The organism is Imperialibacter sp. (assembly GCF_040222815.1).
Taxonomy (GTDB): domain Bacteria; phylum Bacteroidota; class Bacteroidia; order Cytophagales; family Cyclobacteriaceae; genus Imperialibacter.
Genome location: NZ_JAVKCH010000037.1, coordinates 1 through 17,995 on the forward strand (window position 1 = coordinate 1; position 17,995 = coordinate 17,995).

Annotated in this window: 6 protein-coding genes; all 6 read left to right on the top strand. The window is 47.7% G+C overall.

The window, feature by feature from the left end; translation table 11 throughout:
• On the top strand, window positions 1–430 hold a 430-nt coding region (locus RIF36_RS18375; RefSeq protein ID WP_350129643.1), incomplete at its 5' end, for a T9SS type A sorting domain-containing protein.
• A gap of 131 nt (window positions 431–561) precedes the next feature.
• Window positions 562–4,548, top strand: coding sequence for an ATP-binding protein (locus RIF36_RS18380; protein ID WP_350078875.1), 3,987 nt, complete (start codon window positions 562–564; stop codon window positions 4,546–4,548).
• A gap of 151 nt (window positions 4,549–4,699) precedes the next feature.
• A complete protein-coding gene (locus tag RIF36_RS18385) occupies window positions 4,700–5,833 on the top strand; it encodes a hypothetical protein (RefSeq protein ID WP_350078873.1) in 1,134 nt (377 codons plus the stop codon).
• 21 nt (window positions 5,834–5,854) lie between these two features.
• A complete protein-coding gene (locus RIF36_RS18390) occupies window positions 5,855–10,831 on the top strand; it encodes a T9SS type A sorting domain-containing protein (protein WP_350129646.1) in 4,977 nt (1,658 codons plus the stop codon).
• Between the two features lie 166 nt (window positions 10,832–10,997).
• Window positions 10,998–15,455 (top strand): beta strand repeat-containing protein, encoded by a 4,458-nt coding sequence (locus tag RIF36_RS18395; protein ID WP_350129649.1) that lies wholly within the window; start codon window positions 10,998–11,000, stop codon window positions 15,453–15,455.
• A gap of 11 nt (window positions 15,456–15,466) precedes the next feature.
• Complete coding sequence (locus RIF36_RS18400; RefSeq protein WP_350129652.1) at window positions 15,467–17,977, top strand: T9SS type A sorting domain-containing protein; 2,511 nt, start codon at window positions 15,467–15,469, stop codon at window positions 17,975–17,977.
• Window positions 17,978–17,995: the final 18 nt, after the last annotated feature.

The following is a 17,995-nucleotide window of genomic DNA, read 5'->3' on the forward strand; positions in this document are numbered from 1 at the left end:
CAACATACAGTATCCGGGCATCCCGATGGATCCGACCTCATTTGTGGACTTCCAGTTGGGGGGCGGCACAGGTGTTGAGCAGAACAGCATCCGTATCAATGCGTTGGCTACTCCTACCAGCATTGTGGTGACCAAGGTGGAAGAGACGGGTATCTATCTGGATTACTTCAAAGGCCTGACGGTGTACCCTAACCCGGCTGCCGACTATATCACGATAAGGTATGAGAAGCTTGTGAAGGGAAGGGTTGAAGCCGAGCTCATGGATTTGACCGGTCGGGCGGTAATGTCGGAAGAGGTGCGGCAGGGAACCAACCGGCAGACGGTATTGGATTTGACGGATGTCAAAAACGGCCTTTATATACTGAGGTTTTTTGACAAGGATATGAATGGAGTAGAGATAGCCTCATTCAGGTTGATCGTGAAGAAATAGCCTGCCACTCTGATTGGCACGTAAAAAGAGGTGTTAGCAAATAATTGTATTTCAACAGATTATGCCTTAATTTCTAAGCTTTTATAGTCGCTCCGTCTACAATTTGCACCTACAGCCTAACCTTCGATCATATGAAACTTGCTTTCAGAGGTCTCATGGTACTCATCATTTTTTTTAGCTGGCAAAACCTATTTAGCCAAGGCCGCAGTGAGATAGGAATCCCACTAACAACGAACTTTAGCCACAAAGAAACAGAAGGGCACGCTCAAAACTGGGCCACGATTCAGGACGAAAACGGAGTGCTCTACTTCGCCAACACTAATGGAATTCTGGAATATGATGGAGTGAGGTGGAGGGTGATCGAATCAAAGACTGGTCTGTTTTTCTCTTTGGCAAAAGACGACAGCAACAGAATTTTTGTTGGAGGGTACGATGAAATTGGCTACCTGGCACCGGATTCAATCGGGCAAATGCAGTTTGTGTCCCTCAAGTCCAAAGTGGGGGAGGAAAATAAGGGCTTTCGAAACATGAGAAGAGCCTTCTCGACTCCCGAAGGGGTTTATTTTGGGGGGTACAGTCACATTTTCCGATGGAATGGATCGGAAATGAAGGCCTGGCAATCAGGCGAAAACACATTTGGCATTTCATTTTTTGTAAACAATGATTTCTATGTGCAGCAGCGAAATGTCGGTCTTCTGAAGCTTGTCGCAGACTCTTTGCAGGTTGTACCAGGGAGTGAGAAACTGAAGGGCAAGCGATTCTATTTCATGCTGGAGGATAAGGCTGGCAGTGGCCTGGTCATTGGGACAGCAAATGATGGTCTTTACCACTTCGACGGGACAGAATTTTCAGCGTTTCCCACTGAAGTAGACACTTTTCTTAAGGAAAGCCTCCTTTATCATGGCATTAGGCTTGATGATGGAAGCTTTATGCTAAGCACCATACTGGGGGGAGCCGTAGTAATTACGGGCGGCGGTGAGTTAAAATACAGACTTAATTCTGGGAATGGGCTTCAAAATGACGCAGTTCACGCTGCATTTGTTGATAGTGGTGGTGCCGTATGGCTGGCGCTCGACAACGGAATAAGTAAGGTTGACATTGCCTCTCCAATTGCTCGTTTTGACCGAAAAAATGGTGTTCGTGGCATTGTGAATTCCATTATTAGGTATGATGATGAACTCTATGTGGCAACGGGCCATGAAGTCTCAAGACTGCGGCGAGATCAGGATGGTTTAATGTTCAAGGGCGTTGAGGGGGCCAATAGTGCCTGGTCTTTTTTAGCGATCGATAGTTCATTAGTAGTTGCCACCGACTTTGGCCTTAAGGTATTGACTAAAAGTGGCTTCGAGCAGGTACCAGGAGCCCCTCAGGGGTATCGGCAACTTTATCAGTCCCCGCAAAACCCAGGCATTGTTTATGGCGGCACCACGGATGGCGTAGCGGTGTTCGAAGTGAGGAGAGGAAAATGGGAGAACCTGGGTAAGTTACCTGAAGTTGGAGGGGAAATCCGCCGTATGTTGGTCGAGGATAGTGTTCTTTGGCTAAGCACCTTTCATCGTGGTATTTATCGACTGAAAACGGATCCAAATTCCCCACTTGAGATTCAAGAGGCAGCGCTGTATGATACGCTGGGAGGCCTTCCCTCCATGGTTGAAAATTTCGTTTATCCATTCGGTGGAGGTAAAGTCATTGTCACCCACCGAGGTATTTTTCAGTTTGATAGTGGGCTGAATAAATTTCGACCTGATTCTACTTTTGGAGACATGCTGGCCAACGGTTCTCATGCCGCCTATAGCTTTGAGGAAGGGGCTGATGGTAGAGCTTGGATACACCTATATAATCGTGATAAGAAGGTTCGGGATACTGGCTATGCAAAAAAAGTGGAAGGTGGAAAGTACGCCTGGGTGAATAGCGCCTTTGCTGGATTGGAAGACATCAACCTTTTTTATATTTATTCTGAGCCAAATGGTATTACATGGCTGGGCGGCAACGATCTTTTACTGAGGCATGACAATAGCGTCGAAATTGACTATAACAGACCATTCAATACACTCATAAGGAAGGTTATCAGCAAAAATGATTCCTTGATTTTTGGAGGTAACCAGGCTGAACACACAATGATGGTTCCCGAATTGGAGTTTCCGAACAACTTCATACGGTTTCAATTTGCGGCAACTAGCTTCAATTTCGCTGAAAAGAACGAATACCAGACAAAGCTGGAGGGTTATGATGAAGACTGGTCGGCATGGACAACGGAGACACAAAAAGACTTTACAAACCTATCTGAGGGGACTTATTCTTTTTATGTACGAGGGAGAAACATTTATGGTGTACAGGGCAAGACAGACTCCTATACTTTTTTGATTCTTCCACCGTGGTACCGCACCTGGTGGGCATTTATCATTTATCTCGTGTTGTTTGTGGGAACGATCCAAGGGGTTATTCGTTGGCGCTCCAAACAACTTAAGGAGGAAAAATTAGTGCTTGAGCGTCTGGTTGCACAGCGCACACAAGAAATCGAGCAAAAGAATGCACAGCTTGAGGTGCAAGCCAACCAACTTCAGGAAATGGACAAAGTAAAATCTAACTTCTTTGCTAATATTTCGCATGAATTTAGAACCCCGCTCACTCTGATACTGGGGCCGCTAAACGACCGAGCGGATGGAAAGGATGCAGTGATGCCGAGTAGCTTGCTAAGCATGATGAAGTCGAACGCAGATCGGCTTTTGCGCTTGATCAACCAGCTTTTGGATCTTTCGAAGCTGGAAACTGGCTCGCTGAAGATAGAGGCTGGAAAACATGATTTTGTATCGTTTGTGAAAGGGTTGACCCGATCATTTGAATCGCTGGCGGAGAACAGAGGATTAAAGCTCTCTATTTACTCGGAGGTAGATTCTCTGGACATTTTTTTTGATACCGATAAAATTGAAAAGGTCTTTTTTAATCTCATCGCTAACGCAATTAAGTTCACAGAAGACGGTGGAACCATCAGTTTGACCATAAGAGACTTACAAGAATCCGTCGAAATTGATGTGGCTGATTCAGGCATAGGAATTCAGGAAGATCAACTGACAAATATTTTTGAAAGGTTTTATCAGGTAGATAGCTCAACAACAAGATTTCAGGAGGGTTCTGGGATCGGGTTGGCCCTGACCCGGGAGCTTGTTGAACTTCATCATGGGTCAATTAGTGTGAAAAGCGCAAGAGACAAGGGTACAGTCTTTACGGTGACGCTGCTTAAAGGAAGCGCTCATTTCGGGGCAGGCGAAATTGCGACGGAAAAAGTGACCATCGATGTTGCCACGAAGCCAGTCAAAGCCAAAGTTTTGACTGAAAAGAGCATAGTGGCTGACGATGACCGCCTCGTCGTGCTGGTAGTTGAAGACAACCCGGATGTGAGAGCCTATATCAAAAGTCAACTCGAGCGACAGTTTAGAATTATTGAAGCAGGCGACGGAGAAGAGGGGTTTGCTATGTCCAGAGAACAGGTACCCGATTTAATCATCAGCGATGTAATGATGCCAGTCATGGATGGGTATACGTTGACGAAGAAATTGAAGGAACATGTTGGCACTTCACATATTCCCGTTGTGCTTTTGACCGCCCGGGCCGACAGTAAAGATAAAATTGAAGGGCTAGTAACAGGAGCTGACGACTATTTAACCAAGCCATTTGACGGGAAGGAGCTGGCCGTGCGGATTGACAACCTAATTAGTATCAGGCAGAAGCTGAGGGAAAGAATTCGCCAACAGGTCTTGTTGGAGCCGAGTTCAGCAGAAGCCATGTCGATGGACGAAGCTTTCATTAAAAAGGCGGTGACGTTAGTGGAGAATCATTTGGCAGATTCCGAATTAAACGTTGAATGGCTGAGTGACGAAATGGCCATGAGCCGGATGCACCTCCACCGTAAATTGAAGGCACTTACTGACCAATCGCCCAGCGAGTTCATCAGATCTATCCGATTGAAGCGAGCTCACCAGCTCATCGGGCAGAGGAGCGCCACCGTGACAGAAATTGCCTTTGAGGTGGGCTTCAATAACCTTTCTTATTTTTCGAAATGCTTCAAAGAAGAGTATGGTCTGCTGCCCTCGGAACTTGAGGAAAAATCAAGCAACTAGGAACTCCTGAGATTTTTTAGGCAATATGTTACACCTGTGTGAGTCCGTGTTACATGGCTGTTAGCATGCCGGTACCTAAGGGTCGAACTTGTAGTTGTGAAAGGCCGAAAGGTTGATCATCAGCTCAAATGTTTAACTAACTCTCAGGATCATGAAAACATTTTTTAATCAAAAAAATAGGCTTGCCTTTCTTTTGGCAATGCTTGTGACGCACTACGGAACTACGCAAAATATTTTAACAGCCGATAGAAACCCAGGGGCAGTCGCTGTTGCTGGTTCCGTTTTTGTTGGAGCAACGGCTTTACAGGACGCCATTGCGGCGGCAGTGGATGATGACATTATTCACGTAATACGGAGCTCTACCAGTTATGGAGCAATCATTGTTGACAAGCGGCTTAACATTTTTGGAATTGGGCTTTTCCCGGACACTGATGGCTCCAGCAGATCCTACGTAACCACGGTCGAGATAGCCGATCCGGTAGCAAGCGGCACCCGGATATCGGGAATGGTTATTTCAACCTCACTTACCCTTGGCGGCATCGCCGGCGCACTTAATAATTTGCTCATCGAAAACAGCCAGATACTAAGAATTCAGCATGAAGGAAGCACAACTACACTCAACAACATCATAATTAGAAATAATTTGCTAGGCAATGGAATTGGCGCTTCAACCGAGGAAACAATAGATTTTTTGGTTGGGTATGTTTCCAACGTGGTTATTGCAAACAATGTCATTTATGGTTCAAGTGCTCTCGCTGATTGTTGTAACGCATCACAAGGAACTCTGACGACAGATTTCAGTACCATAGAAAACAATTTGTTCATACACACGGACGTGGTTTCTGGTGGGTGGTTTGCTTTCGAAGAGCTTAGAAACAGCATAGTGAAAAACAACATTTTTTACGGCATTGGCCCAAGGGGAAAGTTGGTACTTTCCAACAACACTTTTGAAAACAACTTGAGTTTTACCAGCAAGCCTACTCAAGGGTTTCTCACTACAGGCGGCAACACAAGCGTCAATAATATTACCGGTCAGAATCCTCTTTTTGTTAATGTGTCATTTGGAACCGGGGTTCCCTCTCTTTCAACGTTTGACCCTACCCTGGATACGGGCTCACCTGCTCTTGGCTCAGGCACCAGTGGCACCGATATGGGCGTGTATGGAGGCCCAATCCCTTTTAATTTGGAAGGCACATTAATACCCACCATTCAAGTGCTCGACGTTCCTTCTATGGTGATTGAAGGCAATGACCTGAATGTGCACATCCAGGCCAAAGGAAACTAGTACAGCTCATCTAAAAAAAGGATGAAAAGGCTTCTTTCCTTTCTGGGGTTGATGTGCTGTGCGCAATTTGGGCTGGCACAAGCGCCGCAAATAGCGGCCATGGAATACTATGTGGATACCGATCCAGGTTTTGGGGGAGGTACCAGCATTGTCTTCACACTTGGCACTCAGGTGGATTTTAACTTCACCGTGCCCACTGGCTCGCTTACAACAGGCATGCACACCTTGTACGTTCGCTCAATGGATGAGAACAACGTATGGAGTCATTTTGAAAGAAGAGCATTTTTTATCAGTCAATCCACAACCGAAACTCGCAACAACATAGTAAGTATGGAGTATTACCTTGACACTGATCCTGGCCAAGGTAATGGGACGCCGGTGGCGGTGACGCCGTCTACTGATGTCGATGTTTTTGAGCTGATCCCCACGGCGTCCCTTAGCTCCGGCTTTCATAGCATCTATTTCAGAGTGCAGGACGCATCTGGTCAGTGGAGTGCGGCCGAGCATCGGCCATTTTTCATCAGCCAGTCTACCACCGAGGTTCGAAATGACATTGATGTTGTTGAGTACTTTATAGATGTTGATCCCGGACAGGGCAATGGTGTTTCTGTAGCAGTTACTCCATCCACAGACGTAGACTTACTAGAGCAGATTCCAACGGCTTCGTTAAGTGCTGGCTTTCACACGGTCTATTTCAGAGTGCGTGATGCCCCCGGCCAGTGGAGTGCGATAGAGCGCAAGCCATTTTTTATCTCCACTTCGAGTGTTGAGGGCCAAAATACCATTACCTCGTTGGAATACTTTTTCGACGTGGATCCAGGGTTTGGAAATGGGTTGGCGTTGGCTATTTCTCCGGGAACCCAGGTTGATGCTGCTGTTCCCATACCCATTGGATCGCTTTCTCCCGGGATGCATACGCTTCATATCAGGGCTCTGGATGATAGGGGACAGTGGAGCCATATTGAATCAAGGCCCTTTTTTAGAGACGGGGCAAGGCTGATTACTACTGTTGAATACGCTATAGATACAGACCCCGGTGTGGGGCAGGCCACCCAGGTGGTTGTGGCCTCTCCCCAAAATCCCATTGATGAAAACGTCGGCATACCTATTGCGGTCAATTCGTTAAGTAGTGGCAGCCACAATCTCTTAGCGAGGGTAAAAGATGGAAATGGGGCGTGGAGCCTAACAAATTCTACGGCCTTCGAGCTGTTAAGCTTTTCTCTTATGATAGACAGCGTGGCCCTTGATTCTATTTACAGGAAAACGGCTGGCGGACGTTGGGTAAATAGCGCCAATTGGTACAATGTGGATCTCAACACCTGGTACGGGATAGACACATTGGGAGGCAGGGTGCAAGCGTTGAGCTTGAGCAGTAATAATTTGGAGGGCGGTTTCCCCTATGAATTGGCCTACTTATCTGAAGCAGCCAGTATCGATCTGTCTGGTAACTTTCTGACAGATAGTGTCCCTGGGCAGATAGTGAATTTGCAGGCGCTGACCAGTTTTAATATCAGCAACAACGAACTGACCCACTTGCCCGACATGAGCTCACTCGGCTTGCTCTCCTCGTTTGATGTGAGCAATAATCGATTCACCTTTGAAGATTTAGAGCCAAACGTAGGCATTATCACCGTCAATGCAGGGCAGAGGCCATTCGGGCTGACCCAAACAATCGGCCTAAATGCTGGAGATAATCAAACATTGGCTTTTGCAGTCGGCGGAATAAACAACGAATACCAGTGGGAGAAGGACGGGGAGGACATTGTCGGTGCCACAACTGACACGTACGAAATAGCAAGTTTTGGTGCGCTGGATCTCGGTGTATATAGATTGCGGGTAACCAACACTGTGGTTGTGGCGTTGACCCTCATAAGTGAGCCTATCACCATTACATCTCCAGCGTCGGTACTTTCTATTACGCAAAATGATGCCAACCCAAATAACCTTTCGGCAGTTAGCTGGACTGTCGCCTTCGACCAGCCGGTGACCGGGGTTTCCGAAGCAAATTTCTCGCTTGTCGAATCCGGCGTAACTAGTCCAGTCTTAACAACAGTATCAGATGTGGATGGGGCCAACTGGCTGGTTGCAGCAGAATTTGGCGCAGCCGGGGGCACGCTGGGGCTGGATTTCACCAACAACACAGGAATTTTGCCAGCCGTTATCAGCATCCCCTTCACTGGTGAGGTATATAGCATCGACAATATTCCAGCCACTGCTGACACGGTGATTGTGCAAAGCGGGCCCGTGAATCTTGATTCACAGTTATTAACGTTCGATATATTAAATGGGGAAATAGGAGCGTCTTTTGACTATTTCATAAATAGCGAGGCGGACGGCAGTGCCCTGACAATAAGCGGCAGTAGCACTATTTCCTCCGACCCAGAGCGCCTTACCGAAATAGATTTGGCCAGCTTGGCCGACGGTATTATCAGCGTTAAAGTTGTTTTAACGGATAGTCTTGGCAATCGGGGCGATACAATTGGCACCGAAGGGCTCAAAGACATTGTGCCCCCTACAGCCACTTTGATTCACAGCCTGCCGCAGCCAGCAATAACAGGTGTCATATCTGTTGACGTCCAATTTTCAGAAGCAGTCACCAATCTGACAAGCCAGGATTTTGAGGTGCTCAATGGTGTCGTGGATACAATTGCCCAAATCAACGCCTCAAATTATCAGCTTATCTTGTTGGTCAACGCAGACATTGCGTTGTTGGAGGTAAATCTTCAGCCGACAAGTGTGACGGACTTGGCAGGAAATCTCGCAGAAAATAGCAGTGTGCTTGAAATCCGGAAAATCAAGGATGGAGTCATCGCATCTGATTCCCTGGCTCTTGTACGCCTATATGAATCTCTTGACGGAGCTAATTGGGTCAATAATACTAATTGGCTTGCACCTGGCCAGAAAATTGAGAACTGGTTTGGAGTAACGGCATCCCTGTCAAGGATAACAGGCATTGATTTGTCTGCAAACAGCCTCAGAGGAGCCGTGCCCGATGATATTCTTGTGCTTGATTCATTGAGAACCCTCAATGTCAGCAATAATCAGATTACCGGTTTACCCAACCTGAAATCACTGACACTTTCTACCACCAACGTTGCTGGTAATGTTCTTGATTTTGCCTCACTGGAACCCAATATAGGGCTAGCCTCTTTCACGTTTTCGCCACAGGCTCCACTTCTTACCCAGGTTGATACGCTTCAGGAGAGAGGGGAAAGCCTGACCTTGGATCGCCAGGTCGGCGGCAGCGCAAACAATTATCAGTGGTTTAAAAATGAAATCTCAATCGGGGATGCTGCCGGGGTCAATCATACAATCGATTTTCCAACATTTGCCGACGAGGGCAACTACTATGTAGAAGTTACCAGTAGTATCGTTCCGGGGCTGACGTTAACAACTATGCCTGTAGCACTCAGGGTGAGCTCTCTCGAGCGTGACAGGTTATTGTTGGAGGAGCTGTATAACTCAACCAGTGGGGACAACTGGATAAATAATTCGGGATGGAACACGGCCGATTTATCATCCTGGTTTGGTATAACAGTTACCAGCGATAGAGTAAGCGGGATTGACTTAGCGGCAAACAACCTTTCAGGTGACTTGCCGGGATTCCTGGGCGATATGAGGAAGCTAACGAGCATCGATTTATCGGTAAATGAAATCACCAGCCTCCCTGTTCTGGCAAATATCATACAGCTTACCCTACTTAATGTCTCGGACAACAGGCTACAGTTTGATGACCTCGAGCCAAACATCAACATTTCCAGCCTGGTATATAGTCCACAAAAATTGGCGGGAGTAATGTTGGAAGAGCTGGTGCCGGTGGGTGCTGATTACATTCTTGGCGTATCGATTGGTGGCACTGCTAATAGTTATCAGTGGTTCAGGGGTGGTGTGGAGGTAGAGGGAGGAAATGTGGCAGAGTACACTATTGCTGGAATAGACTTCAATAAGATGGGCGACTACCAACTGGAAGTGACCAATTCTAAGGTAGCTGGCCTGACTATCAAAAGTAGGGTGCAACGAGTTTTAGCTACAGCCAGCCTTTCGGGTAGGATAACAGACAAAAGCGAACTTCCGATAAGTGATGCTCTTGGCGCACTACTTATAGTCAAGTCAGGTGCCTACGATACCACAGGGCACTTTAGAAGCGAGCCAAACGGCACATTTTTCATCGAAGATGTTGTTCTGGGGGACTATCTGCTTTATGCTGAGCAGGATATAGAGGCCTTTTTACCAAGCTTTTACAAAAGTACCATCGATTGGGCCTTTGCCGATCTTCTTCAGCTCCGTGGCAATGTTGGTGAACTGGTGCTTACGATGAAGGGTGTTTTGCCTGTATTGACCCCGGCAGACGGCGACAATACATTCAGCGGGTTGTTTGAGTCAGATTTTGGAGATGCTGACGGGAGGGTATTTGACAGAAAGAGAGTGAAAGGAGCGGGAGTAAGTGTGAGTCGTTCACGATTTAGGGCGAAGGATAATGACGAGGACTACGAGTTAATTGCCTATGTGCAAACCGACGTAAATGGTGAATTTGAAATGAACAATTTGCCCGACGGAGATTACCGGCTCAACATTCAATATCCGGGTATTCCTATGGATCCTGCATCCTTTATTGATTTTCAACTCGGAGGAGGTAGTGGAGTTGAACAAAACAGTATCAAGGTAAATGCATTTGCCAACCCAGAATCTATTGTGGTGACGAAAGTTGAAGAAACAGGCATCTATCTCAATTACTTCAAAGGGCTGAAAGTGTATCCGAACCCAGCGGATAAATTCTTGACAATCCGTTATGAGAAATTGGTGAGGAGTGACGTAGTAGCCGACCTGATGGACTTGACGGGACAGACGATAAGAAGCGCTAGTCTTGAGCAGGGCTCTAATGGGCAGGTTCTTCTTGATGTTGATAGCGTAAGAGCAGGAATTTATATACTGCGATTTTACGATGTATCAGAAAATGGGGCTGGTATTATTTCATTAAGAATAATTATAAGCAGATAGCTGAGCAAGGAGGCCAATGCCCATTTTACCACTTAGGCAGTTTAAGTGATATTTTTTATTGATAAATTATTATATTGGGGTGCTGCCTATAGCCCAGTTTGCGGGCCTTTTCTGTAACTATTGTATTTTCTTGAGCCGTATATGGGCTCAACCGATCTAATCGAACATGAAATTTAAAATTTTGGTGTTCTCAATTGCACTGGTATGTGCTGTTCAGAACTTGTATGCTCAAAACTCAGTTGGCATTGGCACCGAAACGCCAAATCAAAATGCTGTCCTCGAGTTAATTGCTATTAATGGAAATCAAGGCTTTCTTGCTCCCCGGCTAACCGCCGCTGAGCGAACCGCCTTCGCAGCCAATCTGACGGCTACCGACAATGGCATGTTGGTTTTCGATAGCGATGATGGGACATTGTATGTTTGGTACAACGCTGGCTGGAACGCAATTGGACTCTCTCAGTTTGTAGCTGGTGACGGTATTTCAATTGTCGGTCAGGAAATTACCAACTCAGGAGATATTGATGCGACAGATGACGTGACGATCACCACAGCATCTGCCGGTGATGTGTTGGGGAGGTTCGATTCTCTGGTGGTTTCAGGGCTCAAAGGACTGCCGCTGGACAGCATCGCACCATCAACGGGTTTTAGCCTCGTTTGGAATGGAAGTCTTTGGAAATTTGCCCTGGATTCGGCGTCTAATCAGACGGTCATTCCCAATGCAAACCTATTGGCCACCAATACCCAGGCAGCGCTCGAAGAACTACAGGTGGAGATACTGTCAATCACCACTGGCCCTAACAGCATTGGCAGCCCTGAGATAATAGATGGATCAATTGTTGGCGCAGACATAAGTGCGACGGCCGCCATAGCAGGAACAAAGGTTAACCCAAACTTTGGCGCCCAAAATGTCTTAACCACAGGCACAGTAACCGGCGCATCTTTTTCCGGTGATGGAAGCGGGTTGACCAATATACCAGCGACTCCGGGGCCAAATACAGTAGGCAGCCCGGAAGTTATTGATGGATCGATTGCAGATGCGGACGTCAACGCTGCCGCAGCAATTGCTGGTACCAAGGTTACCCCAGATTTTGGTGCACAGAACATTTCGACCACAGGATCAGTGACGGCGAGCTCCTTTTCGGGCGATGGAAGCGGTTTAACGAACATTCCCGCCACACCTGGGCCGAATACCGTAGGTAGTGCCGAGATTGTGGACGGGGCCATCTCTGACGTAGATATCAGTGATGTTGATGCGGGAAAGATAATAGGCCTGGGAACTGCGGCGACACTTAACGTTGGCACAGGGGCAAATCAAATAGTTCAACTGGATGGTGGTGGTGCTTTGCCTGCCGTAGACGGGTCTAATCTGACTGGCATTGTTCAGGTAATTGGAGCTGGCACTATTGGCGCCACGGAATTGGCGGCAAACGCAGTCACTAATGGAAAAATAGCAGATGGTAACGTCACCGGAGCGAAAATCGCCATTGACGCAATAAGCAGTGATAAAATTGTTGATGGCTCAGTCATCACAATCGATCTGGCAGATGGTAATGTGACCACTGCAAAGCTTGCAAATAATGCAGTTACTGGCGTAAAAATAGCTGATGGCTCCATTGCGGATGCCGATATTGCCGATGTTGCCGTGGGCAAAGTGACAGGCCTTGGCACAGCCGCCACGCTTGATGCAGGGGTCACTACAAACGACCTGGTTCAGCTACCATCAGACGGCATGCTTCCTGCGCTTGATGGGTCAGCGCTGGTAAATATGTCGGCGGCTCAAATCTCTGGCCTGGGCACAGCCGCCGCCCTGAATGTAGGTGCTGCTGCTAATAATGTGGTGCAGCTTGACGGAGGTGCCAAATTGCCAGCTGTTGAAGGCTCGCAGTTGACCAATGTAACAGCAGTCAATTTTACAGGGGCACTGGCTGGCGACGTGGCGGGTGGCCAGGGAACAACCATCATATCAAATGGTGCCGTCAGCGGCGGCACAGGTGGAAAAATAGCCGATAATACCATCACTGACGATGACATCAATAGTATTAGCACAGCCGTTATTACAGGGCTCGGCACGGCGGCTGGACTCAACGTGGGGGTATCCCCCGGTAATGTGGTGCAGCTCGATGCGACCGGTTTGCCGGCCGTTGACGGTTCACAACTCACAAATGTTACCGCCACTGGTTTTACGGGCTCCCTCGCTGGTGACGTGTCAGGCACTCAGGGAGCTACCGTCGTGGGGCAGGTGGGGGGTGTGACAGCAGCCAATGTGGCGTTGGGGGCCAATGCTGCCAATGCTGCAACTGCCCTAAACACATCAGGAACCATAGTGGCCAGGGACGGCTCAGGCAACTTTGCAGCCAACAACATCACCGCAACCAGTTTTGTTGGAGATGGTGCTGCGATCACGGGGCTCGATGCCAACGCCATCAATGACATGGAGGTTAATGCTACCGATAATGTGGTTTCACTTGGTGCAGGTGGTGGAAAAACGGCTGCACAGGGTGGGTCGGCAGGAACGGATAACACATTTTTGGGTGCAAATGCCGGTCAGGCAACCTCTGGCAACGGAAATACCTTCGTGGGATCCAATGCTGGGTTGACTAACACAACTGGAGCTCACAATGTCTTCATTGGGGGTGATGGGGGAACCAATACTACTGGTGATTTCAACACTCTGATCGGGGATAACGCCGATGTTGGCGTGGATGGTCTTACAAACGCAACTGCCATCGGGGCAAACGCAGTAGTTAGTCAGGATAACTCGCTGACCTTAGGAACTGTCGGCACAAAGGTGGGTATTGGACAAAGCACACCGCTTAGCGACTTGCAAATCAATGACGATTTCCACCTTTTTCATTTTGATGATGGAGGAACCATCGAGGGGGAGTTTATAGGAGAAAATTTATACGGTGAAGGAGCGGCTATTAAATATACGAAGACCGGACCTGGCAGTTTGATTTTCCAGAACGCTGGCCAAATTCAGTTTATGGTGGGAACCAGCCAGACGGTTGGAACCGATGGCCTGTTGGCTGGTTCAATAGATAACGCTTTGGTAATTAGTAACTCCCGTGACGCCGCATTTAGCGGAGCTGTTGAAGTGGGAGACGTATTTGGAACACCTACTTCAGGCATGATAAGGTACAATGGTGCTTTTGAGGGGTACGACGGAGCCACGTGGATAAACCTCGGCGCCACGGGGATTGATGATCCAATTGGGCAGGACATTTTGTTTGATGGCGATGCCGATAGGCTTATTTCACTTAGTCAGACTTCAAGCGGGGTGGGAAAGAACTTGTTTGTATATGCTGGTACAGCTGCTATATCCAGCGGAAGTGTTGGAGGTGATTTGAACTTGGCTGGCGGATATGGAGACGGAGCAGGGGCACAAGGAAATGTTTCGATTTCCGGTAGCCGTCTCTACACGCCCGAAACCGAAATCACCGGATCCGTTTCCGGCACATCAGCATCTACTTTTAGTATATGGAATAGCAATCTCAACCCTTTGGTGGATGTTTCTGCCAATGGCAACGTAGGAGTTGGGGCAACCGCCCCTTCAGCACAACTTGAAGTGGTAAACAACGGTTTAGGTACGCATCCGGACGGCATATTCACTGTCTTCAACAGCGCTAAGACAATTAGCCATCTTACAGTTGACAATGCGGGAAATGTCGGAGTTGGTAACGAAACACCATCGTCGAGGCTGGAGGTGACCGGTACTGGCACAGCTTCAAAAATAGAAATAAGCGACACTGGCACGGGGGACGCCGGGATGAATTTCAATGTTTCCGGAGTCGATTTTTCTATGGGAATAGATTATTCAGATGCACAGGCGTTCAAGGTATCGTCATCAAACGCACTGGGGACCTTGAACCGGCTAAGAATTAGCAGAACCAGTGGAGAAACTACAATAACCTCTACAGCTGGCTCAGCACCCTTAACCCTATCGGTGCCCTCGACAGGTGGTCACTACCTAAACGTAAATAACGGCACGGTGGGAACACAGTACGGTGTTGTAGGTACATCATTTAGTGCGATAGGAACCAACACAAGTCACGACATGGTAGTTTGGGCCAATAGTGCGGAACGCATTCGAGCCAAGGCTGCAGGCGGCGTAGATGTAACTGGAGTTTTGGATGCTGATGACTTCACTTTTGCTGCACCAGTGACAAAGTATGCCAGCTACAGCTCGAATGTATTTGATATCCTGACCGTAGGGGGTTCGGACTCCAAATTCGCAAGCCCAAATTCCATCACAGGCTACCATTATTTTAACGGAATTTCTGGCGCTCTGGGTTATGCGATGGCCTCGGTAAATTTGCCTGATGGTGCTGTGATAACCGAATTGGCCGCTTGGATTTGGGACGATGATGCGGCGACCCCAGTCAGAGTTGAGATTGTCCGACATCAGCATGGAACTAGTAGCTACAATTCGGTGGCGCAAATTGAAAGCCTCACCGCAACGGCCCTGGCTTCGGTTCAAAACCTTACTACAACCTCCATTTTTTTTGGAACAATCGACAATTCTCAGTATTCCTATTTTTTGAGATTTACCGGGAAGGACGATAATTCCCAAAACACACGGTTATACAATGCCCGGATTGAATATGACATGTACAAGCCATATTGAAAAAAGATCGCATGAAATGGTTCAATAAGTTCGTCAGTATTTTTTTGTTGGCCGCTCTTTGTGGAGGAGAAATTTTTGCCCAGCTCACCACTACTCCAGGCACCACTGTTGGTATTTCCGTGGCCACCAAAGTGGGTGTGCAAGCCAATGTGATCAACCAGGGTACTATTTCTAATAATGGCACGCTTTATCTCTACAACGACTGGAGTAACTCCGGCACCTACGGAGGTTTGGGTATTGTGAATTTGTCAGGGACAAGCCAAACATTTGCTCACAATGGGCAGCAATTAGCCTCGTTGTTTGTTAACGGAGGAGGCTCAAAGCAAATTTCATCCAGTGTTTTGATTACTGAAGGTCTTGTGCTTGCGAATGGGCTGATAGATGTAAACCCATCGGCCAACTTTGTTGTGAAAAGTACTGCCAGTATTTCCGGCGCATCTTTGTCGAGTTATGTCCGGGGGAAAATGCAAATTTCAGGGCAGGGCAATCAATACTTTCCCATTGGTACTGGCTCCACCTTCACTCCAGTTGAGCTAATAAAAGTAAAAGGCAATGCTCCGGTGGTTGCCATGGAGGCGAAAGAACCTCACCCGGTCGGCCAAGGTGGCCTGGGGGTTGTCGAAATCTCACAGGCTAGATATTGGGAGAGAACAGTTGTTTCGGGCGAAATGACTGAGGGGAAAATTACCTTGCCGACAATCAATGAAAGCTTCATAGGCACGATGAACAATGCCTCAATAGTGGCATCAGATGAACTTGGCGGTACTTACGAAAGCCTGGGCCAGCAGTCTACCAGTGGCACGGTTGATAACGGCACGGTTACCAGTTTTGAAGACGCACTTTTTAACTTTTATGCCTTGGCCAGCGAAATCAATAACAGCAGGGAAGCCGACTCCATCGCTTTGGTAAAGCTTTATGCAAGGGCAAATGGAGACGACTGGATCAACAAAACAGATTGGTTAACTGCCCCGATAGATACCTGGCACGGCGTCAGCGTCCAGGGAGGAAGGGTAGTGGGCATCAACCTGGCTGACAATAACCTCACAGGCCGCCTCACAGCTGACCTTAGAAAGTTGTCTTTGGCGGCCAGTCTGAACCTTTCAAATAACCAAATCGGACAGGGCGTACCTGCTTCGGCTGCACAGCTTACCAACCTTCAAACGCTCAACCTGGCGAGCAACAGGCTGGAAAGCCTTCCCAACCTTTCAACGTTGCCTAATATTCAGTTGATCGATGTTTCTGGTAACCTTTTACAATTTGATGACCTTGAACCGAACATCGGACTCTCCAATTTTAACTATGCTAATCAGGGGAGGTTCGGAACAGCGCTGGACTCCCTTCAGCCAGTACATACAACTTTTGTCAATGATTTGCCCGTGGGGGGCTCAGCCAACGAGTACCAATGGTTTCGGAAAGGCGAGTCGGTTGCTCAAGCCAACTCATCCACCCTCATCATCGATGATTTGGTCTACGACAACATGGGAGAATACGAACTCCGTGCTACGAGTTCACTAGTTCCTGACCTTATTTTGGCCAGCAATACTCAGAAGATCAGGGCGACAGCCAGCCTGCAAGGGCGAGTAACGAACGCAGATGGAGCCAATGTTGCCAATGCCACTGGTGCTGCGCTGGGCATTAGACCTGGGCGTTACGACACCCTGGGTAGTTATACCGGGGGAGCCAACGGTTTGTTTTTTATTTCTCAACTTGTGTTAGGAGACTATCTGCTCTATGCCAGCCAAAACAACAACGTTTATATTCCCACCTATCATAAAAGGACGATAGACTGGGCATTTGCCGACGTCGTAAACTTGAGGGAAAACACTACTGGCGCCGACATTACGATGGAGTATCTTCCAAGAGAGTTGACACCAGATGATGGCGACAACGTTGTGTTGGGTTTTTTGGATGAAGATTTCGGCAGTGGCAAAGTGCTGGACCGCAAACGGGTGCAGGGTGCAGGAGTAAGTATCAGTCGGTCACGTTTTAGAGCGAAGGGCAATGAAGACGACTATGAATTGGTGGTGTACATACAGACCGATGAAAACGGTGAGTTTGAAATTAGCAACCTGGCTGACGGCGACTACCGGATCAACATTCAGTACCCGGGCATTCCAATAGACCCAGCTTCATTTATCGACTTCCAGCTCGGAGGCGGAGCAGGCCTGGAGCAAAACAGGATCTCACTCGAAGCATTGGTGACGGAAGAGTCGCTCCTTATTACGAAGGTGAAGGAAACAGGCATCTATTTGAGCTATTTTAAGGACCTTGAAGTGTATCCTAACCCGGCTGACAAATTCGTTACCATCAAATATGAGCAGCTGGTTAAAGGAAACGTTGTGGCTGAGTTGATGGATCTGAACGGAAACAGCCTGAAAACTATGGCACTGAAAAACGAAAAGAACTACACGCAATTGTTGGACGTTGCGGATGTCAATAATGGGATATACGTCCTTCGTTTTCATGATCAACTGGTTCCTGGCAAGCCAATAATTACCTACAGAATAATTATTTCCCGGTAATTTTTGTTGACTAGCTTT

Coding starts and splice junctions, on each gene's coding strand:
- RIF36_RS18380 (WP_350078875.1), top strand. CDS start 562: ATGAAACTTGCTTTCAGAGGTCTCATGGTACTCATCATTTTTTTTAGC.
- RIF36_RS18385 (WP_350078873.1), top strand. CDS start 4,700: ATGAAAACATTTTTTAATCAAAAAAATAGGCTTGCCTTTCTTTTGGCA.
- RIF36_RS18390 (WP_350129646.1), top strand. CDS start 5,855: ATGAAAAGGCTTCTTTCCTTTCTGGGGTTGATGTGCTGTGCGCAATTT.
- RIF36_RS18395 (WP_350129649.1), top strand. CDS start 10,998: ATGAAATTTAAAATTTTGGTGTTCTCAATTGCACTGGTATGTGCTGTT.
- RIF36_RS18400 (WP_350129652.1), top strand. CDS start 15,467: ATGAAATGGTTCAATAAGTTCGTCAGTATTTTTTTGTTGGCCGCTCTT.